This window comes from Sphingobacterium sp. UBA6317 (assembly GCF_002440385.1).
Classification (GTDB): Bacteria; Bacteroidota; Bacteroidia; order Sphingobacteriales; family Sphingobacteriaceae; genus Sphingobacterium; species Sphingobacterium multivorum.
In genome coordinates this window covers 351,427-377,298 of record NZ_DJTD01000046.1, presented here as the reverse complement: position 1 = coordinate 377,298, position 25,872 = coordinate 351,427, and the positions used below count along the sequence as shown (strand labels likewise).

At 39.0% G+C, this 25,872-nt stretch carries 26 protein-coding genes; 8 read left to right on the top strand and 18 right to left on the bottom strand.

What is annotated here, in order from left to right; translation table 11 throughout:
• Positions 1–40: 40 nt before the first annotated feature.
• The gene (pdxA, locus tag B3E92_RS16555) at positions 41–1,096 is read right to left on the bottom strand and encodes a 4-hydroxythreonine-4-phosphate dehydrogenase PdxA (RefSeq protein ID WP_070560760.1); all 1,056 of its coding nucleotides are present in this window, start codon (positions 1,094–1,096) and stop codon (positions 41–43) included.
• 81 nt (positions 1,097–1,177) lie between these two features.
• Between pdxA and rsmA the strand changes: the two genes are divergently transcribed.
• Genes rsmA through B3E92_RS16540 form a run of 3 tightly spaced genes read left to right on the top strand, consistent with a single transcriptional unit; the run spans position 1,178 to position 4,135 of the window.
• A complete protein-coding gene (gene rsmA / locus B3E92_RS16550; RefSeq protein ID WP_070560762.1) occupies positions 1,178–1,957 on the top strand; it encodes a 16S rRNA (adenine(1518)-N(6)/adenine(1519)-N(6))-dimethyltransferase RsmA in 780 nt (259 codons plus the stop codon).
• 1 nt (position 1,958) lies between these two features.
• Positions 1,959–3,143, top strand: coding sequence for an FAD-dependent monooxygenase (locus B3E92_RS16545; protein WP_248932570.1), 1,185 nt, complete (start codon positions 1,959–1,961; stop codon positions 3,141–3,143).
• A gap of 59 nt (positions 3,144–3,202) precedes the next feature.
• Positions 3,203–4,135 carry an NAD(P)-dependent oxidoreductase gene (locus B3E92_RS16540; RefSeq protein ID WP_286897568.1) on the top strand — a complete coding sequence of 311 codons (933 nt, stop codon included), beginning with the start codon at positions 3,203–3,205 and terminating at the stop codon, positions 4,133–4,135.
• Positions 4,136–4,317: 182 nt separating this feature from the next.
• On the opposite strand, the gene B3E92_RS16535 is transcribed toward B3E92_RS16540, so the two are convergent.
• Positions 4,318–5,196, bottom strand: a complete 879-nt coding sequence (locus tag B3E92_RS16535; protein WP_145329921.1) for a hypothetical protein — start codon at positions 5,194–5,196, stop codon at positions 4,318–4,320.
• 184 nt (positions 5,197–5,380) lie between these two features.
• Between B3E92_RS16535 and acs the strand changes: the two genes are divergently transcribed.
• A complete protein-coding gene (acs, locus tag B3E92_RS16530; RefSeq protein WP_145329919.1) occupies positions 5,381–7,297 on the top strand; it encodes an acetate--CoA ligase in 1,917 nt (638 codons plus the stop codon).
• Positions 7,298–7,345: 48 nt separating this feature from the next.
• Here acs and B3E92_RS16525 read toward each other — a convergent pair whose 3' ends face one another.
• From B3E92_RS16525 to B3E92_RS16510, 4 genes are all read right to left on the bottom strand, one after another.
• A complete protein-coding gene (locus B3E92_RS16525) occupies positions 7,346–8,344 on the bottom strand; it encodes an energy transducer TonB (protein ID WP_145329917.1) in 999 nt (332 codons plus the stop codon).
• Positions 8,345–8,602: 258 nt separating this feature from the next.
• On the bottom strand, positions 8,603–8,908 hold the full coding sequence (locus tag B3E92_RS16520) for a hypothetical protein (protein ID WP_208734343.1): 306 nt from the start codon (positions 8,906–8,908) through the stop codon (positions 8,603–8,605).
• 220 nt (positions 8,909–9,128) lie between these two features.
• A complete protein-coding gene (locus B3E92_RS16515; protein ID WP_145329900.1) occupies positions 9,129–9,560 on the bottom strand; it encodes a nuclear transport factor 2 family protein in 432 nt (143 codons plus the stop codon).
• Positions 9,561–10,179: 619 nt separating this feature from the next.
• The gene (locus B3E92_RS16510; RefSeq protein WP_286897563.1) at positions 10,180–11,097 is read right to left on the bottom strand and encodes a hypothetical protein; all 918 of its coding nucleotides are present in this window, start codon (positions 11,095–11,097) and stop codon (positions 10,180–10,182) included.
• A 248-nt stretch (positions 11,098–11,345) separates the two neighbouring features.
• Between B3E92_RS16510 and B3E92_RS16505 the strand changes: the two genes are divergently transcribed.
• From B3E92_RS16505 to B3E92_RS16495, 3 genes are all read left to right on the top strand, one after another.
• The gene (locus tag B3E92_RS16505) at positions 11,346–11,567 is read left to right on the top strand and encodes a hypothetical protein (RefSeq protein ID WP_145329894.1); all 222 of its coding nucleotides are present in this window, start codon (positions 11,346–11,348) and stop codon (positions 11,565–11,567) included.
• A 15-nt stretch (positions 11,568–11,582) separates the two neighbouring features.
• Positions 11,583–11,858, top strand: coding sequence for a hypothetical protein (locus B3E92_RS16500; RefSeq protein WP_145329892.1), 276 nt, complete (start codon positions 11,583–11,585; stop codon positions 11,856–11,858).
• Positions 11,859–11,939: 81 nt separating this feature from the next.
• Positions 11,940–12,281, top strand: a complete 342-nt coding sequence (locus tag B3E92_RS16495) for a hypothetical protein (protein ID WP_145329890.1) — start codon at positions 11,940–11,942, stop codon at positions 12,279–12,281.
• Between the two features lie 71 nt (positions 12,282–12,352).
• Here the strand turns inward: B3E92_RS16495 and B3E92_RS16490 are convergent, their stop codons facing one another.
• The 4 genes from B3E92_RS16490 to B3E92_RS16475 are packed head-to-tail and all read right to left on the bottom strand — an operon-like array spanning position 12,353 to position 18,011.
• Positions 12,353–13,723: a RagB/SusD family nutrient uptake outer membrane protein gene (locus tag B3E92_RS16490; RefSeq protein ID WP_145329888.1), complete on the bottom strand. Its 1,371-nt coding sequence runs from the start codon at positions 13,721–13,723 to the stop codon at positions 12,353–12,355.
• Between the two features lie 11 nt (positions 13,724–13,734).
• A complete protein-coding gene (locus B3E92_RS16485) occupies positions 13,735–16,908 on the bottom strand; it encodes a SusC/RagA family TonB-linked outer membrane protein (RefSeq protein WP_286897558.1) in 3,174 nt (1,057 codons plus the stop codon).
• A gap of 1 nt (position 16,909) precedes the next feature.
• Positions 16,910–17,665 carry a TlpA family protein disulfide reductase gene (locus B3E92_RS16480; protein ID WP_286897556.1) on the bottom strand — a complete coding sequence of 252 codons (756 nt, stop codon included), beginning with the start codon at positions 17,663–17,665 and terminating at the stop codon, positions 16,910–16,912.
• On the bottom strand, positions 17,625–18,011 hold the full coding sequence (locus B3E92_RS16475; protein WP_286897554.1) for a hypothetical protein: 387 nt from the start codon (positions 18,009–18,011) through the stop codon (positions 17,625–17,627). Before B3E92_RS16475 ends, B3E92_RS16480 begins: the two co-directional genes overlap by 41 nt.
• Positions 18,012–18,634: 623 nt before the next feature.
• Between B3E92_RS16475 and B3E92_RS16470 the strand changes: the two genes are divergently transcribed.
• Entirely contained in the window at positions 18,635–18,880 is a 246-nt protein-coding gene (locus tag B3E92_RS16470; protein WP_286897552.1) for a helix-turn-helix domain-containing protein, read from the top strand.
• Positions 18,881–18,991: 111 nt separating this feature from the next.
• Here the strand turns inward: B3E92_RS16470 and B3E92_RS16465 are convergent, their stop codons facing one another.
• The 8 genes from B3E92_RS16465 to B3E92_RS16430 form a co-directional block, all read right to left on the bottom strand.
• A complete protein-coding gene (locus B3E92_RS16465) occupies positions 18,992–19,222 on the bottom strand; it encodes a hypothetical protein (RefSeq protein WP_286897550.1) in 231 nt (76 codons plus the stop codon).
• A gap of 441 nt (positions 19,223–19,663) precedes the next feature.
• Positions 19,664–19,921: a Txe/YoeB family addiction module toxin gene (locus tag B3E92_RS16460; RefSeq protein WP_145329878.1), complete on the bottom strand. Its 258-nt coding sequence runs from the start codon at positions 19,919–19,921 to the stop codon at positions 19,664–19,666.
• Between the two features lies 1 nt (position 19,922).
• Positions 19,923–20,177, bottom strand: a complete 255-nt coding sequence (locus tag B3E92_RS16455; RefSeq protein ID WP_145329876.1) for a type II toxin-antitoxin system Phd/YefM family antitoxin — start codon at positions 20,175–20,177, stop codon at positions 19,923–19,925.
• Positions 20,178–20,303: 126 nt separating this feature from the next.
• The gene (locus B3E92_RS16450) at positions 20,304–20,813 is read right to left on the bottom strand and encodes a hypothetical protein (protein ID WP_286774696.1); all 510 of its coding nucleotides are present in this window, start codon (positions 20,811–20,813) and stop codon (positions 20,304–20,306) included.
• Positions 20,814–21,119: 306 nt separating this feature from the next.
• The gene (locus tag B3E92_RS16445; RefSeq protein ID WP_145329872.1) at positions 21,120–21,560 is read right to left on the bottom strand and encodes a hypothetical protein; all 441 of its coding nucleotides are present in this window, start codon (positions 21,558–21,560) and stop codon (positions 21,120–21,122) included.
• 93 nt (positions 21,561–21,653) lie between these two features.
• A complete protein-coding gene (locus B3E92_RS16440; RefSeq protein ID WP_145329870.1) occupies positions 21,654–22,973 on the bottom strand; it encodes a DUF4302 domain-containing protein in 1,320 nt (439 codons plus the stop codon).
• Between the two features lie 3 nt (positions 22,974–22,976).
• Positions 22,977–24,368: a substrate import-associated zinc metallohydrolase lipoprotein gene (locus B3E92_RS16435; RefSeq protein WP_145329868.1), complete on the bottom strand. Its 1,392-nt coding sequence runs from the start codon at positions 24,366–24,368 to the stop codon at positions 22,977–22,979.
• A 5-nt stretch (positions 24,369–24,373) separates the two neighbouring features.
• Positions 24,374–25,861 carry a RagB/SusD family nutrient uptake outer membrane protein gene (locus tag B3E92_RS16430; protein ID WP_145329866.1) on the bottom strand — a complete coding sequence of 496 codons (1,488 nt, stop codon included), beginning with the start codon at positions 25,859–25,861 and terminating at the stop codon, positions 24,374–24,376.
• Between the last annotated feature and the right edge of the window lie 11 nt (positions 25,862–25,872).

Genomic DNA, 25,872 nt, shown 5'->3' with positions numbered 1-25,872 from the left:
TAAAAAACCAAACAGTTTGCAAAAGTAACAATTTTTTTCCCTAATCCCTATCTTTGGACAACTTACGGAAAGCAAGTGGATTTTTAAGTAATTCGGCTTGTTCACGACGGCGTTTTACAATATGTAAAGCCGAGAAAATTGCCTCTACAAAAGAGCTTTCAGAAGCTAAGTTTTTTCCAGCAATATCATAGCCTGTACCATGATCTGGCGAAGTACGTACGATAGGTAAACCGGCTGTAAAGTTTACACCGGCACCTTTGGCAATATGCTTAAAAGGGATTAACCCCTGGTCATGGTACATCGCGAGTACCGCATCGAATTTCTCATAAGCACCTTTTGCGAAGAATCCATCGGCAGGATATGGACCAAAGCAGAAGATCCCCTGTTCGTTTGCTTTTTCTACGGTAGGTCTAATGATCTGATCATCTTCGGTGCCAATAATCCCATGATCGCCAGCATGTGGATTTAGTCCCAAAACTGCGATCTTAGGCTTTTCAATCCAAAAATCTTTCTTCAACGAGTCATTCATCAGGGCTAGCTTTTTAAGAATAGCTTCTTCGGTAATATTAGCCGCAACCTCATGCAGTGGAATATGACCTGTTACCACACCAATACGCAATTCATCACAAACCATAAACATCAATACATCATCAGCCTCTACTTTGGCCTGCAGGTATTCGGTATGGCCCGGAAATTGAAATCCCTCCTGTTGAATATTATGCTTATTAATTGGGGCAGTCACTAAAGCATCAATTTTGCCGGCTTTCAGGTCCTCAACAGCTTTCTCCAACGAAAGGAAGGCATATTTACCGCCAATTTCGTTTTCTTCACCCAACGAAATCTTGACGTCTTCCTGCCAGCAATTGATCATATTTGCTCTTTTGGAATGCGCCTGCTCAGCATCATTGATCACGTTAAAACTAAAATCATTTACACCGATCGCTTTACGGTGAAAAGAAGCAACCTTTGTATTTCCGTAAACCACTGGCGTAAAGAAATCGCACATACGCTGATCTACCAAAGATTTAATGATGACTTCAAGTCCAATGCCGTTAATATCGCCTACGGTAATTCCGATTTTTAATTTATCGCTCATTCTATTTAAATGCTTTGATTCAAAAATAGGGATTTTTTTCTTAGAATGACTTTTCACTTATTTATTTTTTACTTTTGCAACATGAGCACAGTAAGAGCAAAAAAACATTTAGGACAGCATTTCTTGAACGATAAAAATGCTGCACAAAAGATTGTGGAAGCATTGGATCCTAAATTGGGTTTTAGCCAAGTGCTTGAAGTAGGTCCAGGAATGGGTGTACTTTCTGATTTTCTCTTGCAAAAAGAGGAATATGAAACCTATTTGATCGATGTGGATGACGAATCCATTGCTTATTTGGACGATAAATATCCCCAATTGGGTAAGCGATTGATCCACGGTGATTTCCTAAACCTTGACTTTTCACAGTATTTTGGTGAGAAAATGGCTGTCATTGGCAATTTCCCTTACAACATCTCCTCCCAGATTCTCTTTAAAATTTTGGATGAACGCCAACGTGTCGTTCAAATGACGGGTATGTTCCAGAAAGAAGTAGCCGAACGTTGTACAGCTAAGGCTGGCAGCAAGGAATATGGTATCTTGAGTGTCTTTTTACAGGCCTATTATAAAGTAGAATACCTTTTTACTGTAAAAGCAGGAGCTTTTAATCCACCGCCAAAAGTATTGTCGGGCGTTATCCGCATGACGCGCAATGACCGTGAACAATTGAATTGTGATGAAAAACTATTTTGGCGTGTTGTTAAAGCGGGCTTCAATCAACGTCGTAAAACCCTCCGTAACTCACTTTCGGGCGTTGTTCCCAAAGATAAAATGTCCGACAATCCACTGTACGAGCTACGCGCAGAACGATTGACGGTAGATGATTTTGTCGGTTTAACAAACGAGATAGCAAACAGTCTTTAATATGCATTCGACGGACAGCACATTTATTATCGTAGGCGGAGGTATCGCTGGATTATGTGCTGCAATAGGGCTTGCAAAAGTAGGTATTGAAGCACATGTCTATGAAAGCGCCAATGAACTCAAAGGCATAGGTGCTGGATTCGGGCTCGCAGCCAACGCCATGCAAGCTTTGGAACATCTCGGATTGAAGGATGAAATCGTTCCGATTGGGCATTACCTTGCATCGTATAATGTCTTGGATCAAAAGGGAAATATTCTTGTTGAACCAGACACCAAGTCAATCAGTCAAAAATATCAACAGGACAATTTCGCTATCCATCGGGCAGATCTGCATCAGTTTCTCTTATCCAAAATCCCCAATGGACAAGTTCATCTCGGCAAACGTGCCGTTTCCTTTAAACGAGAGGGAGAAGATATTCAAGTTTATTTCGCAGACGGAAGCCATGTACACGGCCAAGCCCTTTTGATTGCCGATGGCGTACACTCAGCATTACGACAACAACTCATACCAGGCTCGGCACCTCGTTATTCAGGCTATACCTGTTGGCGGGCCACCATCGATAATAGCAGTATACAGCTCAGTAAGGGGACAGAAACCTGGGGCAGCAAAGGCCGCTTTGGGATGACCCCACTTGTCAATAACCGCATCTATTGGTACGCATGCATCAATACTGAGGCACAAAATCCGGTCTTAAAAAACTGGAAAACAAAGGAGCTCCTCGAAAATTTTAAAGATTATCATGCCCCTATTCCAACGATTCTTTCGGAAACAAAGGATAGCGAGCTAATTGCAAATGACATCATTGACATCGAACCACTTCAGCAACTCGCTTTTGACAATATCCTATTATTGGGTGACGCTGGACATGCAACGACTCCCAACTTGGGCCAGGGAGCCTGTCAGGCTATTGAAGATGTTGCTGTTCTCGTGGATGAACTCCAGACCGCAGCTTCCGTTAGTTTGGCTTTTCAAGGATTCGAAAAAAGAAGATTGGATCGGGTAAATTACATCTGTAATACTTCCTGGAGGATAGGAAAAATCGCACAATGGGAGAATCCATTCCTGATAAGAATGCGAAATTTTGGCATGAAAATAATGCCTAACCGCATGAAACAACAACAATTAAACAAATTATTATCTGTAGATTTTATGCAGATCAACCATAATCATGACGCTGGGATCTAAATCATCGTACTACACCACAACAGTATTCACTGATCAGTCCCACATAAAAAAATAACTGAATGAAAACTACCATTTTGATCGTTGACGACATTCATGAAATCATGCTTGAGAAATTTGAACAGGCAGGAATCGCGTTCCATTATCAACCTGATATCAGCCGAGAAGAAACTGAAAAAATCATCGCTAATTACTCGGGTATGGTTATCCGTTCCAAATTTCAGGTAGATAAGGCTTTTTTTGACCTGGCACCAAACCTCCGCTTTATCGCCCGTGCTGGTGCAGGTATGGACAATATCGACGATACAGTTGCTGCGCAAAGAGATGTGCTGTTAATTCCGGCCAATGAAGGCAATCGGGATGCTGTAGGTGAACATATGATCGGTATGTTGCTTAGTCTAATGAACAATTTGAATCGTGGTGACCAACAAATACGATCTGGGCAGTGGCTGCGTGAGGCCAATCGTGGATATGAACTTAAGGGGCGTACTGTAGGTTTGATCGGCTATGGACACAATGGTGTGGCCATGGCAAAAAAATTATCCGGCTTTGATGTACAGGTACTTGCCTATGATAAATATCGAATCGACTATACGGATCAATATGCATCGGCAGCAGACATGGAAAAGATCTGCAAAGAAGCCGATGTGATCAGTTTCCATATCCCCTTAACGGATGAAACAAAGGGGATGATTGATGTGGATTATCTGGCTAAATTTGAAAAACCTATTTTCTTTTTACTGGGGGCACGAGGCGGTATTGTACAAGTACCCGCAGTGCTTAGCGGCCTTGATTCAGGTTCCATTATCGGAGCAGCATTCGATGTGTTGCCCGTAGAAAAGTTCCCAAAACTCGCTGAACAGAACTGGTATGCAGATCTTATCCGTAGAGACAATGTGATCTTATCTCCACATGTTGCCGGATGGACATTCGAAAGTTATTATAAATTATCGGAAGTGGCTGCCGATAAGATCATCGCCTTTCTGACATCTTAATTTTTACAAAGAGCTATTTGCCAAAATCTCCAATCAATCAATCAATCAATCAATCAATCAATCAATCAATCAATCAATCAATCTAGCAATCTAGCAATCTAGCAATCAATCTAGCAATCTCCTCCTATCCATACACGCTTAGGAGGTTAAAGTAACCTATTGCTCTTGAAACGTATAAAAAATCAGGTTCCGGCACTAAAGATACCGATAACAACAACAATCAGAAACTGAAGCACCAAGCTACCGTCAAGTAGATAAGCATAGTGATAATGATCTTTTGTTTTGAAAACGGCCAATTTTAGCAATGCAAATATGAGCACGTTGGTCAGAATCAATCCAATTTTAATAGGTATCGTATAAGGTACCGTCAAGATCAAAACACAATGGAGGCCCAACAGCCCATAAGTTAGATTTTTAGCTTTTTGTTCGCCCAGCATATTGGGCAAAGTCCGCAGGTGATAATAGGAATCCTGTTGGATATCCCGAATATCAAAAGGCAGGGTACAGATAATCAAAAATATGAACTTCAATCCGCAGAGCGCAATAAAAACCCACTGATCTATTTTGACACCGACGTTGGCCAGTTCCACATAGGGAAGCACCACACTGCTGCAGACCCAGACCAGGGCAATATGAAAAATCTTGGCCCCGGGTATCTGTCTAAGGCCCACTTTGCGGTCACGGAAGGTAAACAGGGGCATTCCGTATAATAGACTCAGGATTCCAATAAAACCCAAAAACAAAAAAGAGTACACATGAATATACCACAAGCAATAACCGAGCACAAGCAAAGCGATACCATTATTTAACCACATGACCCATTCATGATTAAAGATCCAGCGTGTCCGCGGGAATTTTGATTCTTTTGGGTTCTTCGGTTTGGACCACCACAGGCTAAAATTATAAAGCAACAAAGTCGCTGTTCCTTCCACTAAAACAATATACCAATTGATAGGTCGTTCAAATATGATATAAGTCAGCGCGCATTGTGCCATGGCCGCCATGGCGATCAGCAGATTTGTATAGATTGTAATATAGAATAGCTTTCTTAGAAAAGACATCTTGGTAAATCTTGATGCAAGATAACAATCTTATAGATAAAAGTAGTTTAACATTATATTAAACATCAATTTTTTGATAAAATGGGCAAAAACCGCTAAATTGTACACCGAAATCGAAATATCAAAAACGATTTCGCAACGATAACAATATAAATTAAAATAATTCATAATAATCCTAATAACGATGAGCCTACAAATAAAATCATTTGAAGAATATCAAAGTGAATATAAGCGAAGTGTAGAACAACCTGAGGAGTTTTGGGCGAGCATTGCAGATCATTTTTTCTGGAAGAGAAAATGGAATAAAGTGCTGAGCTGGAACTTTGAGGAACCCAATGTCAAATGGTTTGAGGGTGCAAAATTAAATATTACAGAAAACTGTCTTGATCGCCATATTTATGCGAATGGTGATAAACCAGCCATCATCTGGGAACCTAACGATCCAAATGAAGCGCACCGCATTCTTTCCTATAAACAATTACTACAAAAGGTAGAGCAATTTGCCAACGTACTTAAAAATAATAACATCAAAAAAGGAGACCGGGTATGTATTTACTTACCGATGGTTCCTGAATTGGTTATTGCAGTATTGGCCTGTGCACGTATCGGTGCCATCCACTCGGTGGTATTTGGAGGTTTTTCAGCACGTTCTATCGCGGATCGTATCGTCGATGCGGAATGCAAACTGATCGTTACTTCAGATGGTAGTTACCGTGGCAACAAAACCATTGGTTTAAAAAATATTGTGGACGATGCTTTAATGCAATGTGACACTGTTGAAAAAGTAATTGTCTTAACACGTACACGTACACCGGTATCGATGATCAAAGGACGTGACGTATGGTGGGAAGATGAGATCAAAAAAGTAGAAACACAGGGAAATCCGGCATGTCCAGCAGAAGAGATGGATGCGGAAGACAACTTATTCATCCTTTATACATCGGGATCCACAGGTAAGCCTAAAGGTGTAGTACACACCTGTGGCGGTTATATGGTGTATACAGGCTATACCTTTATGAATACGTTCCAGTATAAGCCAAACGATGTATTTTTCTGTACAGCAGATATTGGCTGGATTACAGGACACAGTTACATCGTCTATGGGCCGTTATCACAAGGAGCTACTTCTTTAATGTTTGAAGGTATTCCAACCTTCCCGGACGCGAGCCGTTATTGGGACATTGTTGATAAGTTCAAGGTCAATATTATCTATACATCCCCTACTGCCTTACGTTCATTGATGGCTTTTGGTGACGAATTTGTCGACAAGAACGACCTTTCCTCTTTGCGCGTTTTGGGATCTGTAGGAGAGCCAATCAACGAAGAAGCCTGGAACTGGTTTAACGAAAAAGTTGGTAAAAAGAATTGTCCTGTTGTTGATACCTATTGGCAGACAGAGAATGGAGGCCACTTGATCACTTCTTTGGCGGGAGTAACACCGGAAAAAGCAAGTTATGCGATGTTCCCGATGCCGGGCATTCAACCCGCTTTGATGGATGAGAATGGGAAAGAAATCGAAGGCAATGATGTCACAGGAAACCTATGTATCAAGTTCCCTTGGCCAGGTATGCTACGCACGACATGGGGGGATCATGACAGATGTCGTCAAACCTATTTCTCGACGTATAAGGATATGTATTTTACAGGCGACGGGTGTTTCCGTAGTCCAGAAGGCTATTATAAAATCACAGGCCGTGTAGATGATGTATTGAACGTTTCAGGTCACCGCATTGGCACAGCAGAAGTGGAAAATGCCATCAATATGCACGCTGACGTTGTTGAATCGGCCATTGTCGGATATCCGCACCCAGTAAAAGGCCAGGGCATCTATGCCTATGTGATTGCCAACCACCATACGGATGCCGAAGCAACCAAAAAAGATATCATGGAAACTGTTTCACGCATTATCGGTCCGATTGCGAAACCAGACATTATCCAGTTTGTGGATGACCTACCAAAGACACGCTCAGGAAAAATCATGCGCCGTATCTTACGCAAGATTGCCGAAGACGATATCGCCAATGTAGGTGATACTTCGACACTTCAAGATCCTGCTGTTGTGGAGGGTATCGTTAAAGGCGCTGCAGCTTTGAAAAAATAGTATATAAAGTATCTTTAAAAAAACAGCCTTCCAAATGGAAGACTGTTTTTATATTCCCCTCAAATTTAACCTTATCGGCAACGTATAGCCAACCCTTACAGGTTCACCACGGAGCATACCAGGTTTCCATTTTCTAAGTTTTTTGACGACTTGTATACCAGCAGCCCCTGTACCGAAACCCAAATCGTTCTTTATTTTCAAATCTTCTAATCGCCCTTGTTGATTTATAATGAACGCTATTTCTACAGTACCGCTTATACCATTCATCATGGCTTGTTTTGGATATTCGTAATTTCTTGCCACAAAATACATCATTTCTTTGGTACCTCCAGGGTATTCTGGCTGTGTTCTATAGGTAGTAGAGTCATATGAAATGACAGTGCCGTTTTCTTTTGTTTTAGTACCTGACAGCAATTTATCCTCCTTATAATGCTCGACAAAAGAATCAGGTCCCCTCTTTCCTCGCCACTCCCCCTCGCGCAAATTATTGACCAGCTGACCTTCTTCAGTTTCGTCCTGTTCATCTATACTAAAACGAATAAAACCATTTCCATTTTCTAACTTTTTATTGTTCAAAGAGTCATAATACACCACATAGATTGGCTTCTTTATCAGTAGTTTCTTTTTCTTCACTTCACTCGGATAGAATACAATCATCTTCAACTTACTATTCGGATAGAGATAAAAAGCAGAATCTATCAATTTACTCTCATCACTGAACTTCTCAAGACTCTTCAACGTACCATTTTCATAAAATTCATATTTTTTACCCAAAAATCTGAATGGCGGGTGTCCACTCTCGCTGATCGCATTAAGCTTTAGCGAGTCATTCCGCAGATAATACTCCTCGATTTGATAAACTTTATCCTTTCCCAACGCATCAATATGAATTTCTCTTAAAAAATAAGCCGAGTCTTGCTTCTTAGTCTCCTCCCCATCTTTCCTATGGTAAGTGGTAAAAGTAACTTGAGCAGAAAGGCTCAATCCGCACAGGTTCAATAGAAAAAAACAAATAAGTTTCGTCGAAAAGTCTAAATAATACTTCATAATAATTGTTAATACAGGGGTAATAATAACAAATATCTAGGATAGTTAAAAAATTAATCGGTTAAATAATGTTTATTTCTGTTATGGCCGGCACGGCTGCATACCATTAAGTTTTCCACAGGGTGTTAATAACACTGTTGATAACTTAGAAAACCTACTCACCTTCATCCTCTCGAAGTCTGACAATTTCTTCCAATGCCTGAACATCGATCTGATCCTTTGGTCTATTGATTGCCTTTTTATTAGCGATGAGCTGGTTTATATATAACCTTTCATATCCGTCAGAATGTCCAAGCGAAGCCCATTATTCAAGTGAAAATCTGTCCAGCCAACTACGAAAGGAATAGTTTCCAGCTGTGGAATATCACCAAGGTCAGATAGCCTGAATACTTCCCTTAACCGTTTTCTATTATCCAATGAGTCTTTTATCCAAATATCTAAATCACCAGTAAACCTTTGAAAACCGTGCAAATTAGTTGCATACCCCCCAATCATAATGTACGCTACATTTGATTGCTCTAAATTCTGCCAAAACTCTAAAATTTCCTGATCAAAAATATCCATACACTATTTCTGATAAAAGGGTTTATGAATAATTTTCGCCTTTTTAAGCGTTTGTTGAATTTTATAGAGAAGGGTAGTCATTTCAAATCGCTCCTTATAAGTACGATTAAGTCCGGCCCTCAATAAAGCAATTTCAGATTCGCTAAGAGATTGTGAAACAAAAAAAGCCACATCATCCCGACGTGGCTAAAATAAACATATGAATTTAATTAAACAGTTTCTATTTATACGAGTTTACGGAGCTTGCAACCTTCCAGGTTCCCGATTCATTGATCAATGTCACCAAATCTGTTTTCGTGAAATCCTCAAACTTCATGGTGATACGTGCCACCATATAGTTTTCAGACTCCTCGAGTACTTCGGTACTTGTACTGCAGTTCAATTTTTCACCTTTTTGCCTTTTTAGGAACGAAATGACTTCCGAACGGCTATTGGTGCGTGCAGCTTTTCCCTGAACTTTTTGATTGAATTCGGATGCGAACAATTTTTCTACGCCCTGAGATGCACCTTCTGTCATTACCGACACATAGCTATCGATGGCCAAATCGGCTGTGGAAAGGTTCAATGCTTTACCAGGGTCAGTTGCTGCCATTGCAAAAGTTGATAGTGTAATCAATGCTGCAGCTGCGAATGTCTTTACTAAAGTTTTCATAATACTTTATTTATATTGTTAGTTTTTTTATCTCTTTTCTTATTGTCGCAAGGAAGTTGATTTTGTTGCATCATTTCCTTTAAGATTCTGATTCAAAAGTAAGACAACGCAGCATCCCATTTTATTACATTTAGATCAACGGAATAAAAAAGTCGGTAAATGTAGGTAAAGGAGCGGTGAATGATGGCCACTCCGATAAGAGAAGCAAAGTTATAGGCAGGAATTTGTCATAAATTGATATGACGTTTGTATCGAAAAAGTATAGCTATATACGTCCTGCACCTTTATTGAAGTTTGCGGATAAAGTAATCACGACGCTGCTTGATATAAAACCTACAAATATGGAATCTCGAACGGAAGATTTGTCATCCAAAAAATAGTAAACCGACGCTGCAATTAAAAAACATACGACAAAGGCCAATATTAAAACTAGCACAAATCTGATTTTCATTTTTAAGGCGTTAATACAGTATAGTTAAAAATACAAAAATTATATAAACCCTGGAAGTCACTCCACTTTAATTTTCTAGCTCAATGAGGTTTGACTACAAATTGTGATATTATGGAGAGAGTAAAACGTTTTCCACATCGTTATTAACATCGTGTGGAAAACTTAAAACTACCCATCATTTCCGTCCAACAACCATTTCGCAAAATCATCAATTTTATCTTTATTAATCACAAGCTGCTGTTCAAGTGGAAAATCTAATTGCAGTCTAAAGTTTTTATCGCCATTTACTTCATATCCTTTTATAACACTTCGGTGTACCAGTTCCCAGCGAGTGATCTGATAATATTCCTTCGTATCTAACCTCTCGACGAGGTATTTTAACGCATGGCTATCCTGAATAGGTGGATTTGCCGGATTACGTTCATAGATCGTATTCATCCCATTATTATTGCAGATTAAAACAATGTCCAAATCCATCAGTCGGATATCTTTGCCATCACGTATGGTTATGACCGGATTATCCTGTAAATTATTCTGTTTGATAGCTGCTATCTTTCCCTGCTTTTCGTCATTTATTAAAATCTCAACTTCCCCAATTCCAGCCATATATTCTCTATACAATGAAGCCAAACTATAGAACAATGTATAAATCAGTGATATACCCATGGAGAATGGCAATTGAAGAATATTTTGGGGAATCCGAAAAAGAGCGCGATCCGTTATTTGAAGATATAATCGGTCCATACATTCGAGATAGAAAATGGTCGGCAGATAGATAAATATGATCTGAATAAAGAAACGTTTTAGAAATTCGTTGCGCCAAGGTTGCTTTTGATCAAAATATGCTGTCGTCTGCATGGTCCACTCCACCATGACAGAAAGAAAAAAGATACTCCAAAGGAAATCGACATAGAAATTTGTGTTGGACAAGCAGTATTTGTAGATCTTCCATCCCGCACCGATACGATATCCGGCAGAAGCATTATAAAAAGAAAAAATAAGGATCCATATCGTTCTGGATCTCCAATGATTGATCGAGAGGTCCCAATCTCCATCTGTGCTTTCGGTACTTTTTACAGATTCCATAATTTATACAGTTTGGCTAATGGTTAACAGCTAATTAACACGATATACTATAATATCAAAAAAATGCTAAAAAATCAACTATTTAGATTTTTATTCAATTTGATTCATCATTTCTTACACGCTAATTATGAATATCAACCAATAAATATGGAAAAAGATCAAGCTTATATTTCTTTTGCTTTCAGACACTGAGATAAACAGCCGATGTCTTGCATAAATTTTCAAGGTAAAGACATCGCTATCAAAAGATGACGATAATAAATAATAACGAAATGGCGAGCGTACTGCTGTTACATCCACACCGTATTTCCCGACGGGGCGCTCCAGCGATCTTCAGTACGCTTGTGAAGGGTTTGGCGGGATCGCTGGAGCAATATAAAATAGGGACGCGGGTACAGCGACAAAGTGCAAAGCAAAACAGAGGGCAGGCCGCGCCAAGGTTGTGCCGCTGCGCAATAGGTTATGGATAGGTAAAATAAACGGAGATGAAAAGTCTACAAACAGCGAAAGAAACAATCAAACGACTTGGCCTACGCTTAGGGCCAGTGTTCCAGTCCTTATGGATCAGGCTGTTTGGGCGGTTTGTCCTTCCGTTTAGGTATAGTGTCGTTCCTGTGTTCAGGGAGCTATGCTATGCCCCTATCTGTCTATCCTTAGCCCTAAAGAGAGTCGTGGACAAGATGTGGTATCCGCGCAAGTTTGCACTATTCCCGATTATATTGGTCTCCCGGTTTCAAGGAAGTTGGCTGACCTCAACCTAGGATCCCTCGATCGCATGGCTGTGAGGCAAAACCGAAATGCAACAATAACTAATAAAATTATATAAACTTAAAAAGATGCATATGCGCACTTTAAAAATTAACTGGTTACGTACCGGTCTTGTATTATCTTTCTTTTTATTGATTGGAGCCTTTTGGGTAGTAAAGGCGATGGAGAAGAAAGAAGTTGAAGCAACCTCTCAAAAAGAACTGGTTGTATTTCATTACGCTAGTGAAGATACCAGCGAGGGAGCATTTGCTAATCCTGACAACTGGGAACCAGGGATTTCTCCATCGGCATGTGGTACAGGTACGACAAAACCTTGTCAAAAAACAGCTGTAGATGAGAATGATCTTGAGTCTATGCTTTCTGGAAAATCCAATCAAAATATATTGGATGATCCAACTTTTAGCAAGAGAGATTAGCAAAATCTAATCTTTAATTAAGAATAGTATTGGGGGTATATCGCCCCAGTACTATTCTCATATTAAAGGGTCTATCTGGGGTTCTGTTCCATCCCCGTCATTTCCAACACGTCTTCAGGCAAAGCAATTGCATAACGCTTATCATTTGGAAGTAGTACAAAGTCTTGACCACTGATTTTACGAGAAAGTGTTATTCCGGCACCATCTCTATTCAACCGCTTGATATCCGACCAACGCAGCCCACGAAACACTAACTCTTTTCGCCTTTCATTCAAGATCGTACCAAGAGCTATGTTCGCATCAGTGAATACAAAGGGTTTAAAGGTATTTTTATCCCAGCGCTTTATCATCAACTGATTTAGTGTTTCAGCTGCTTTTTCAGGTTCTCCTAAACGAGCCTGACATTCAGCGACAATCAGCAACAGTTCGCTGGACGTGATCCCTGTAATAAGCCCCTGATGTCCCATATGTGTACCTTTAAAAAATACATCGCCTTTATCATCTAGCCTAAAATAGATATTTTTTCGAAGATCATCCGCTGCGTAAAGCAGATAAAGATCTTTTTCTATCCGAGCTATATTTAGGTTAACGATATTGGAGGCATACATCCTTGTAAAAAAGACCACTTCCGCACTTGTCTGATTCGTAGCCGGTATCGGGAAACTTGCAGCGGCGGACAGATCATTAAAATCAATCAAATCTCTATGGAGCTTCAGTGCCTGTTGCCCATTAGCTAGAGCTTTCTCATACTCCCCCATTATTAAATAAGCCCGAGCCAACAAGCCATATGCGGCAGCCTTTGTCGGAAGCGCAGGAGAAGATTCAGCGATAGGTAACAAAGGTAGCGCCGCCTGTAAATCGGATAAAATTAAATCATAAGTCTGCTGTACAGTTGCTCTTTTTGAAGGTAAATTCATATCAGGATCAAGCCGCAATACCATACCCAAATCCTTATCGGCAGTTTTAGCATCATATGCGGGTGCCCATACCTGTACTCCATCCAAATAACGGGCTGCCCTAAAAACTAGTGCCTGCCCCCGGACTTCATTTGCCTCGCCGCTAGACAGACCGTTGTCATCCAATCCCTTAAGTATCGAATTGGACACATAAATACCTTTATAGCAATAATACCATTCATGGCCTCCACCAGATACTGCACGCGTCACATAATCGGGCTGCCAACTGTACAGACGTTTATCACTATCGTAATACAGCCCGTTATAGTCAGCATCTGTCAGACTAAAATCACAACTGCTAGATTCGCCCATTGAGAGATAATTCGAGTTTACAGTTGCCCAATCATTCAATAGTGCCCTATAATCTGCTACCGTTACAGGTATACCTAAACTCTTATCTGATTTTTCCTCTAAAAATTTGTTACAGCTCCCAAGGCAAAAGACAAACAGAGGGAGAAATAAGACTTTATTCCATATTTTTTTCATAAACTTTTTCTTTAAATGTTTGTTTTTATCCCCACTGAATAGCTCCTCGGTACGATTGTCCGACCGCTTCCCAAGTTAAAATCCGGATCAATACCAGCTTTATTAGCCTTCCATAGTATACCAATATTTTGTATGTTAATATAAATATGCAATCTTTTAAATCCTTTGATAGTGGGGAGATCATACCCAAAATTGATATATTGCAATCGAATGTGATCACCTTTTTCGACGAGAACACTGGCTCCTTCATAAAATCGGTCTCTGTTACTATTTGTGGTGTACGGATTAACGGGAATATCTGTAATTAATTCGTCTCCTGGGTTTTGCCATCGATACGCATAATCACTATGACCTTTTCCACTATTAAATAGATTGGTGTAATTAATGGAGGAACGTCGGAACCAATAGCCCAATTTGTAAGTAACGCCAATTTGAAAACTAAAATCTTTATACGAAACCGAATTTTGCAAATTACCAAACAGGGTCGGTATAGCCGACCCATGATAGTTCAGATCTTCCTCCTTAGTACCAGTCCCCGTAATCGCGGTATAATCCTTACTGACCTCACCGTTCAGATACCCTTGTGCTTCGCCAGTATTCGGATCTAGCCCCGCCCATTTATAACTATAGATCGCGTATACCGGTTTCCCCTTTATCCCCGAAATTGGAGGGGTCGCAACATTTACGTATTGCTGAGCCAACGTGCGTGATATCAGGTAATCGTCGATTACATCCTTATATTGGCTCATGTTCAAGGTACTATTCCATTTTAAATGGGTGTGGTCTATATTTTTTGTGGTCAGCTCTAAATCCCATCCCTGTCCATGCATGTTGGCCACATTTCGTTGCATCGAAGTATTTACACCTGTAGTCAAGTCGATCGGAGCTTGGCCAAACAAGTTGCGCCCCCATTTATGATAAAATTCCAATGCACCCACTACGCGATTATTCTTTGTTCTAAAATCAAGTGCGATATTGAGCATTTTACTCGTTTCCCACCTCAACAGGGGATTATAGAAATTCACAAATGCAGCTGAGGGATCACCTGTAAATACAGAAGGAGAAGAGAAAGCAATGGTATTTACAGCCACCATCGCCGGATCTATATTACCGCTGAAACCATAGGAAGTCCTGAGATTAAGATAAGATACTAAACCTGTATTGAAGAATTTCTCATTGGAGATTTTCCATGCAGCACCTGCTGACCAAAAAGGATTCCATTGATCATTTGTTTTTAGGCCAAATAGATTAGATGCATCGCGGCGTAGACTACCAGAAAGCGTATATCTGTTGTCAAAACTATACGCCGCATTGGCAAACTGAGAAACAAACCTTGTAACCGTCTCGCTCAGTGTCTGACTATTCGGAACATAGTCCTTAGCACCTGTAATAACAGTCGGATAAGAGGTTTTATAATCTATATTTCCAAATGTTAAATTATCCGGATTGTATCCATAGAACCTGTTGTTGTTCGACTCTTGCCGAGCATCCCGCATTTCAGCACCAGCAATGGCGGTAATCATATGCTTACCAAAACTACGGTCAAAACTGATCGTCCCCCGTAGATTGTTCGCATGCATTAAGGACGTGCTTTTATCAAGTATTCCACCAAGAGGGATTATATATTCGACCTTGTTGTTCTGAAGTTGTGTAAAACGGTTTACGTAATCACGTGCCATATAACTATATTGATCGGCAAAGCTTGTTCCCAAGCCGTGCGCTTGTTCATATTGATAATTTCCTGCTATTTTCAACCCCTTGATAATTTCATAGTTTAGCTCGATGGTCCCCAATAAATCTGTCGCCGGACTTCTGCGTATCTGATGCTCCGAGTCCACCAATGGGTAATAACTCCAATCCAGTAGCCTACCATCCCCAAATGACTCAATAAAACTCTGCCGATAGTTTCGTGGAACCGTTAGAGCCTGACCATTTTGATCAGCAATACGCGTATATGGAAAAAGATTGGAGATATCATTATATCCATTCCGTCCAGACTTTGTATCTGTCTGTGTATAATACAGATTTGTGGCAACAGAAAATTGCTTACTAACCTCATAAGCTTGTTGAAACCGCAAATTGATACGTTCGTAACGATCACCCAGTGTTCCAATATTTCGATCATAGCCTACCGACGAAAGCCAAGAAAACTTTGCAGCTCCTCCCGACCCCGATAAAAAATACTGTTGTTTATAAGCTGGTTTATACACATAGCGATCCAACTGATCACGTACATCAACACCGCTCAATTCATTGATTTTAGACAGAGCTTCCCCCTCGGATATTTTTCCATTATCTGCCAGATCAAGCATATCGATTACAGGACTTAATAACGGTCTACTGGTCGAGCCGATTTTACTTTTATAAAATCCACGACTGTATAATTCCCGTTCTACATCTATAAAATCTGATGATGACATCTGAGGGATGTAGTAGAGGTCAGGCTTTGCATCCACTGTGCTGTTGGCATTGAATTCAAAGGAAGTTGGCCTATCTAGCTTTCCCTTTTTCATTGTGATCACAATTACACCATTTGCTGCCCTAGCTCCCCAAATACTGGATGCAGCAGCATCCTTCAGAATCGTTATATTTTCAACACTATTCGGGTTTATATTGGTGATATCTCCATCATAAGGAAAATTGTCCACTACTATCAACGGATCTTTAGGGCTATTGATGGTACTTAACCCACGGACCATGATCTGGGGACTAGACTGACTTCGGCCAGCATCCATAACAAGACTATTTGCCACTACTGGTAATCTTGAAAGAATATCCGTACCAACCTGCTGATTAAACAGTTCCTTTCCAACGGTTGAAAAAGAACCTGTAGCCCGTTCTTTCGGTATGGACTGATATCCTGTCGATACGATAACCTCATCAAGTTGTGTCGTACGTGCTTTTAGTTTAACAATGAGTAAGGTGGTTGATGCGCCGAAGGCTACCGTGTGCCGGACATAACCAAGGTGTTGAAAAGACAGCTTTCCTTGATTTGTTGTAGTATGAAGTTCAAACTTACCGTTCTTATCTGTCATTACCCGACTATTACCACGATTCTCGCTAACGGATACAGCACTTATTACTTCTCCTACACTATCCAGCACTGTTCCCTTTATCAGGACTTGTCCTTGCAGTTGCGTTCCTAGAACCAATAAACTGCAAATTAGCATAATAGTTCTTACCATCTTATTTATCTAAAAATGGTGCTACATAATTACTGTCCAATAGATTACGATAGGATACCGTCTGCAGTATACCATATTTATTGATCCAATAGTACATCGGATACCCACCCGGTTGAAGCAATTGATCCAAATAGCTACTTTCAATTATGGATGAAAATGATTCCAGTCCCAATCCCTGAATCCACTCATTTTTTAGAAAGCGATGGATACTTGAATAATTATTTTTTGTTTTTATACCATTCACCATAACCACTGTCAGTTCATCCTTATAAAGCTGTTTGTAATAGTTGATCTCTTTCTGATGTAGAAAACATGTATAACAGCCAATCATCCAAAAATCGAGCACCAATAGCTTTCCCTTATATTCCTGGAGATTTCTACGCACGGTATCTCCATTGATATAAAAGAGATGTTCCTCGGTCCAGAACTCTTCTGGAACTTTATGCCCCACTTGTAACGGTACAATGTCGGATTGTCCGGTTATAAGCCCATTGGCCCCGCTGTCCCTGCGGGGCGTCTGAGCCGATAAACTAAACATAGAAACTACAGCAATACATGTTAAAAGTATTGTTGTAGTCTTTAATGCCTTTAAAAAACAAATCAGAAATTGAAAAACGATAATAGATACCCTAATAAGTTTGGTCATCTGTATAACTGTATTATTTGCTGTTTTATCCAATAAAGCAGTAAACGCAAAGGTCTTTTGTAGCATCTTCTTATTGATTAGATTCTTTGGATATGCTACTGAAGAAATCATAAATTCTTTTCTTGGTATCGAGGTCTTCCTGGATACGCTCCCTCGATTCGGAAAAAGAAATCTCGGCCCAGTTCATATCAAGATTTTGGAAATGGATCATAAAATATGCGATAAGCAGGCGGATCAACGCTCCAAAGAAATCCTTCTCTCCGTCTTGTTTGATCGTATCAGAAACCTTTGCATGCGTCAAACTATTTTCCATTAAAGCTGCGATATAGTTTTTACATGTATCGATAGCATAAGTTGACCAAAAGTCTTTGATGTTTTTTAGGGGATTGTACCCTTCTTGGTATATCTCGTAAAATGCTAGATCCAATTGCACGAGATTTGCATAAACAGGTTTCATGTGTTTAGTTTTTAACAGGTGACATAAGCACATAGCTTTCCCTATCCGATTAAAATCAGACTATTAGGGAATTTAAGCTAGCCTCAGCCACTTAAATAATAAATTGATTAATTGATGGGCCAAACCGCATTTGAAGGGTAATTACAAGGTATATATATTGGCGCGATGCGGTTCATGACTAAGAGGGATCAAATATCATTTGATCGGTTCGACCGAGCTACTCGGGCGACTTAATAAGATTTTTTGTTGATTGTTTCATATTCTTTTTAAATTATCGTCTTTAAAAAGAATTACCCAATATATTTGGTGATGGGCAATCCTCTTGTAACACACAAGGAGCCTGTAGGAGGGCGAGCGCATGCACAAGAGGGGCCCATCGTTTTCTGAATTTCACAAAAATACGAAATGGGCACCAGACTCTTGCAACTTGCGTGCTCTGAAATTTCCTACATTTCCTTACACAAGTATTCTAGTCAAATGCCGTCAAAAAAAATTAAACCTTAAACAATTTCTTGTTTGCAGATTTTACACTACTAAGGTACAAAAATAATTTTAAATGCGGTAATATATTACCGCATTTAAAATTATATAAATCCTTTTATTTCTTAAAAATTAGAAATAGAATGGCAAAGGACTATAGCAAATTAAAGGTTGACTTTGGAAATCATGTTAGAAAACTGAGAGACTGTAAAAAATATTCCTTAAGAAAAGTTGCATCAAAATGCGATCTTGACGATAGTAATATTTCAAAAATTGAAAATGGGAGATATAATGTTCAGCTTTCGACAATTATTGAATTAGCAAAAGGACTTGATGAACATCCATCTAAATTGCTGGACTATGATTTTGGCAAAGAATTTTCGGAATAAATTTGAAGCTGAAACAAGATAGATACTGTTGATAAATGATGTCTTCCGATATAATAACAAAAAGCCATCCCTGAAAGAATGGCCCTATAATATTTTGTAAGCAAAAAAATCCTATTTCAGCTCCTCTACCTGTTCGACAGTCAGTCCTAAAGCTTTAGCAATATCTTCTACAGCTACACCATTTTTTTTTAATTCTAACGCTGATTTAAGCTTTTCAGCTTCAGCTTTGGCCCGCTCTTCCAATCGACCTTGCTCTAAACCTCTTTCCATACCTTCCTTTTCAGCATATGCAATCGTGGCATTATAGACACGTTTTTGTTCCAAGCTTGATATGTATGCCATCTTCTCTTCCGGCGTTAAATTTGCCAGTTCTCCTATAGCAAAACTAAACTAAATATCAATACAAAAGAAATTGAAAGATGTCTCATCCAATTGTCTATGAAAGAACATTGATTGATCAAAGTTAAAAAACAGCTAGATTAGTTGCTGCATCTACATGTCCTAGTCTGCAAAAACTGACTACTAAATCCAGTAAAAAATAGCTGTTACACAAATTTTTCAGATTAAATATATCGTTGATAAGCCCTTCTAATTTGTTAAACAAGCTTGACAATGTAGATCTTACATTTCAAACATAATTTTTCCGATCTGCGTAGTTATCAATATGAAATTTTACAATAGACAAATTGCTTCCTAAATACCAGATCGAAACACAATGTTTGTCGTTGGAAGATATGTAGGGAAAAAAGTACTGCTCGACTTGATTTAGACGCTCCAATGCGATCAATCATAATGGAACCTGCATTTAGCAATTAAAATCTGGTTTTCCTCGTATTTGTAGATCAGTCGGTGTTCTTCATCAATGCGGCGTGACCAGAATCCGGAATACTTATGTTTTAAGGGTTCGGGCTTACCCAACCCTTCGAATGGGGTCCTTGCGATATCTTTCAACAGTTCGTTGATCTTTTTCAGTTTCTTCTTATCTGTCTGTTGCCAGTACAGATAATCTTCCCAAGATTCATCCACGAAAACATACTTCATATTACTCCTCCGACAACTGCTTCTCAAACGATTTTCCAGCTTTCAACTTTTCAATCGCTGCATCAAGACGCAGTTCATTTGTTCGGGAAGATAATTCATGGTTTGTTGCCATCAAGGAATTATATTCTTCAAGCGACATAACAACAATACCCGAATCTTTACCTCGATTAATAATTAAGGTTTCAAAGTTTTTGGAAACCTTATCCAGATAGCGTTTTATGTCTTTCCGGAAATCAGATACACTAGCAATCAACATAACAAGTACTTTTATCTGTACAAAGATACGTACAAATTATTGACAAATTAAATTTCGTTACGCCATCTTGGAATTAGAAAGAAAAAAACTATTCCCGAAAGAATGGCTCTGCAATATTTTGTTATCTCATTTCTCCAAAAACCAAATTTCTTTATGGGTTACCTGTCGTCCCTCTACTTTTTGATCAATATCCCTTGTTATCAATTGAAGTCCTCCCTTGTCAAGAGCATAACGGTATTTGGAATTTGATTGTCCACCATCATATTTGAACTGAACATTGATAAAATTACCTTCCAATTCGAAGGTACCTCTTGATTCTTCAAGTGACTGGCCCGGGTCTTGAATATGATATTTTTCACCAATTGAGAAAACACTACCACGTTCAGGAGCTATAAATATCACACTATCTTTATCGAAGAAATGTATTTCCTTAACTAACGTAGGATAGAACCCTCGTTCAGACAGAAATTTATTCACATCTACAGTTTCCTCTACTAAGCCATTAACAGGATCGGTGTATTTCATATAAATACTTTTAATTTTCCAATCGCCCAAAAGTGGATTTAACTCGGCTTTTTCTTTCTTACATCCTAGAAAGAAAACAATCAGGGGAACAATAAACAATAATCTTTTCATTGTTTGTTTGGTTAAATACATTGTTTTCTAATTTACCAATAAATGCTTATGGTAAATACAAATAATTTAATTGGCGGATACAGTTAATTTGAACCAACAAAAGAACATTCAAACTTCACTAATTTCAGTTCCCTTCAAACTAATACGATCTAACAACAATCATCTAATAATAGACATAATTGGGGTCACTTCCTCTTCATAATCTAAGTAAGTGACCTCCAACTAATACGCTTTGAGATTGTCTAAATACAACTCGTCATTTCTATCCAACAGAGTACCCCAATATACTCCAATTAATAAAGACATTTAATTCACAGCTGTTAAGACGCCATTATTCCAATTATTTAAAACTAAGTTTCCCCATTCGGAACCTTGTCCGTAGTAGATTGTTCCTTCAAAATGTGAAAAAGTAGATGTTTCAAGGGCCAGTTCTGTCGGCAGAGGCTGCCCAGGTAAAGGGAACTCTAAATTTTCCTGTATTGGGCCTGATATACTTCCAACTAACTGCCCCGAAACTGAATTGACGGGAAGCATATAATATAATCCTCCCCCATTAGGTATAGAATAGGATATCCATCCTCCTTGAAACAATTGAGTATCTTTATCGAAATACAATTCCCCTGTTTTCCCCTCACTATCAAACGCGATCAAAATATCGTTAATAGAACCTGAACCAGGTGTTGTCTGGCCCTTCACACCGAAAAAGGTTCCTATTGCCAACATTAAAATTAAGATTACTTTTTTCATAAAAAAATTTTATTAAATGGTTAAAAAATGACGTTAAAAACGGTCATCGTCAACTTCTATTCTGATGACCGTTTCTAAAGATTATTATATAAACTAATTTCCTAGTTTACCATATAACATATTCAATGGATTAGAAGCTGATATTATTCCTGCAATAGGATAGACTATAGTCGCATTCTGACTTGAAACCCAGTCAATAAGAAATTCTCTTTCATCGCCCGTGCCAAACAAATTATCAACAGGTGCAACCTGAACCGCTCTAGTATTCCAATTATTTCCACCGTCAATACCAATTCTCTTTAATTTAAGTTTATTTCCATCTTGCGTATATTGATAACTAGCAGAAGCTACAAATGCTGATGCTCCCGAATTATATCCTATATAGAAAATTGCTGTCGTACTATTTGTAAATGCAAAATACATTGAAGTAATATTACGCCCAGAAGCTGTAAATAGCTCTCTTACTTTATTAAAAATATGAACATTCGCAGTAACGCCGGGAATTGCGTCTGAAGTAATTCTTTTATTTGCTTTGTTGTAGCCGAAAGTCGTTAGGATCGGTAGGATAGGGACATCGTTACTCTTAACTTCTGTTTGTTTGCCTTCTACATCAATTAATAATAACTTATTATCTTTTATAACTCCATTGATAAAATTAGAAGTTCCCACCTGCATGGCAATTGGAAAAGTGAATCCATATATGTCAAAACCAAATTTTCCTACAAGTGAATTTACTTCTCCATCACTACCCATAAATTCTGCACTAACTTTCTTAGAATTGTTATCAACGACAAAACTAATCTTGTTTTGAATACCATCGAGTTGGATATATGGAAATTTAATTGCAGAAATCAATGACGTATTATCTGATATTACTGAAGTATATGAGTTGATAAAAGTCTGTTCTTCATCTTCTGACAACCTAGTCAATACAAAATTATTTTTATATCGCTTTCCTTTCAAAAAAACGGAGTCCTGGCTCGAACGCACATACTCAAATTCTACATCACTCTGTAAACCATTGGCAGCAGTTGCTCCGAGCACTTTAGCACCAGGATCACTTAACAGTGAGATATAATTATACGTATCGAAAATCAATGAGGCATCCATCACCCATTTTGTTCTATACGTTGATGCTTTCATTGTTCCTGAGGTTGTACTGTTAATATCAGAAAGCATTTGTATTGTATTATCTTCATTAAACTTTACATAGAAAGAATATCCTCCTCCCAAAGAGGTAGTCAGTACACCTTTCCATCCGTTTACACCTGAGACCAGCTTATCCTGCAATTCAGCCAATCGTTCTCCTGCTCTTGCTTCGGGAGAAGCATCAAACAATTCCTGCACTTCAGTTTTTCTACAGGAAGTCAGTGCCCATACGGCTATAAATAATATTAAAAACCTTTTCATCATCTATTACTTATTAATAACACCAAAAACATAATTATCCGGGGCTCCTTTTACATAAAAACCACCAAAAGTCATAAAATCAGCAGCCTCCACATCGTGATGGATCCAGTCTACCACAAAGGTATTCGAGGTCAGATAATTCTGTAGTACGGTCACCCCCGCGCCTATCACCCCTGCATTCCCATAAACACCATCAGTTCCACGCTGAGCAACTTTAGTAAGCGTCATCTCGTTAGCAGCGTTGATTGCATAGGTATATGAATAATTAGCATAATAAGTGGTATTGGCAGTATTGGTGTATTGTACAACAAGCTCCATCTGATTTCCAGAAGAAAATTTGAATTCGATATTATCTAGTCTTCTATTCGCTCCTCCTACAGCTGCAATACCTGATTTAACGGCTTCATAAATACTGTTAAAGGCTGTAGATGTCTGGTATTTTGAATTGTATATAGCTAGAGGATCTACTTTTATACCTGAGACCAAGGTACCTTTACGCATCCAGTATCCCAACGAGAATGCGTCCTTCTCGTTATACTGATCTATCACCACCCGGGCAAACTCCTGTTGCAACGCTCTAAAATCGATATTGTAAAACTCCTTAAAGTAATCGACGACAAGTGCCTCTTTACGCTTTAATTTTGCGTACGCATCGGCACCGGAAGCTTTTGCATAATCGTCATAATACATTTGCCCTTCCACAATAAGATGCGCAACTACTTCAGCAAAATCCTCCGTATAGGCACTTCTGGCATATCGGGAAATAAAACCAAGCGATCTTGATATCGACTCCGGGTTAGTCGTCGTATTAGTCCAATCGGCCTCATAGTCTGCTTTGGTAACCTGCTCAAAAGACGGTGGTATAGCAATCATCTGGTTGATAATATGCGTAAATTCATGATGAATGGTTCGCATTTTTCTTCTGATATCAGACGAATTGTTAAAATCCAACTCGTTCAATTCATACAGGACAACCTTTCGTCCACCTTCCGCAGTTCCCAAAGTAATACTGCCATTTGTATTGTAAGATGGAGAGCCATAAAGTACAAACTGCTTCGGTGTATACGTTTTAATGAATGTCGGGCCTGCCACCTTTTCGTAAACCTTTATATAGGTATTTAAAATAGCCTCAGCAGTGGGCTTTACTCGGTCAAGTTCAATCGGCGATATATTTCTGGCAGGATCAGTTTCGTTCCTGTCAAAACGATAGACCAGTTCGATATTATAAGGATTGGTCAAACTCGATGTTATCCAATTATCCAACTCAGATTTGACCGGTGAATCAATATTATATTGTGCCAAATCCACATGCAACGTCTCGTCCTTCCGACAAGATTGAAAAGCTGGGATACATAAAATCGCACAAACTGTTTTTATTAAGATACTTTTCTTTTTCATAACTATTATCTAGGATTTAACTCAATACCAGCCAAAGTAGCTTGCTGTGGAATCTGAAACAGACGGTGGTTGTCTTCCGGCTTTAATTCAACATAAGTTTCCGTACCATCTGCCGCAATTAAATTGTGCTTCACAGTAATTTTATGGCGAAGGATATCCATCCAGCGAATACCTTCCAATAAAAACATTTTCTTTTTGATATCAAGTAAAGATGCAAGCATCGCACTTTTATCATCCTCCAGACCTGTGAAGGTTTTTGCTTTATCTAACGTCAATCCATTACTTGTAACATTGAAATTAACAATCCGGGAACGACCGATCACGTTTAAATCATTGATCGCATTAGTATAGTCACCTTTTTGGATATAGGCTTCAGCCCGGTTGGCCAGCGCTTCATCAGTCGTAAACAGTGGCATCATGATATACGGGTACCCAATCCCTGCGGCCACATTAGAGTAATGAAAATATTCTTTGTACTTATTGGGTGTATAGTGTGGGGCTCCCCAACTTCCTAGTCGGTTTCTAAATGCTGGACCGAAAGGTGTATTTCCCGCCCATTCATTTTTCTTTTGTTCTCCGAATCCATATAAACATTTTCCAAATCCACTATCCCGATGATAAGTAGAATAACAATTGGCCAACAATAAATTAAATGGCTTTTCAGCTTTTGTATATTCTTGACTATGTTCAGCATAGGACAAATTGTAAAGATTACCAGCATATTGTCTGATATTATCGTAAAAATTATTGTCCGGAAAGATTGCTGAGACATGTGTAATAACCTTATCCCAATCTCCTTTAAATAAATAGAAACGCGCGGCGAAAGCATGAGCAGCCTGTGGGTTAAAATGATATTTAGGAACTTGCCATACCCCGCCCGCCAACAATGGTAAACCTTCTTCCAAATCCTTTTCTATTTTAGCATATGTGGCAGCTACAGTTTCCCGTTCATATTGCCCCATAACAATCGTTTCAGGTTTCGTGACATAAGGAATTCCGGGGCTTTCATTATTACCATTGATCTCGTAAGCTTTTGAAAACAACGTTACCAGCATAAAATGTGAATATGCTCGAGCAACTAAAGCTTCTCCCTTATATTGATTGATCTTCTCAGGTTTAAAACCACCTTCTTCGATTGATTCCAATGCCTGATTTGCTGCAGCAATCGCCTCATAGCAACCGTTCCAGTATTGTACGGGCGTACTGTTTCCAGAACCATCGGGGTCCTTCCATAAATACAAATCAATCATAGGCTGATTCAAATGTGATCCTTGTCCTGGCCCCTTATCTTCGAAATTGTCCGTTGCAGATTCCGTAAAAAAATAGCTGTAGCCAGGATACGCCGAAACCAACAATTGAGCTACTTTGTCGACTGTATTAATTTCTGTTCGCATATCGGGATTTTCATCCAAAAACTTATTACACGAGCTAAATAATAGACATCCCATTGTCAACAAAAGGGCTCGTTTTATATAATGTTTGTTCTTTTTCATTTTTATCACTA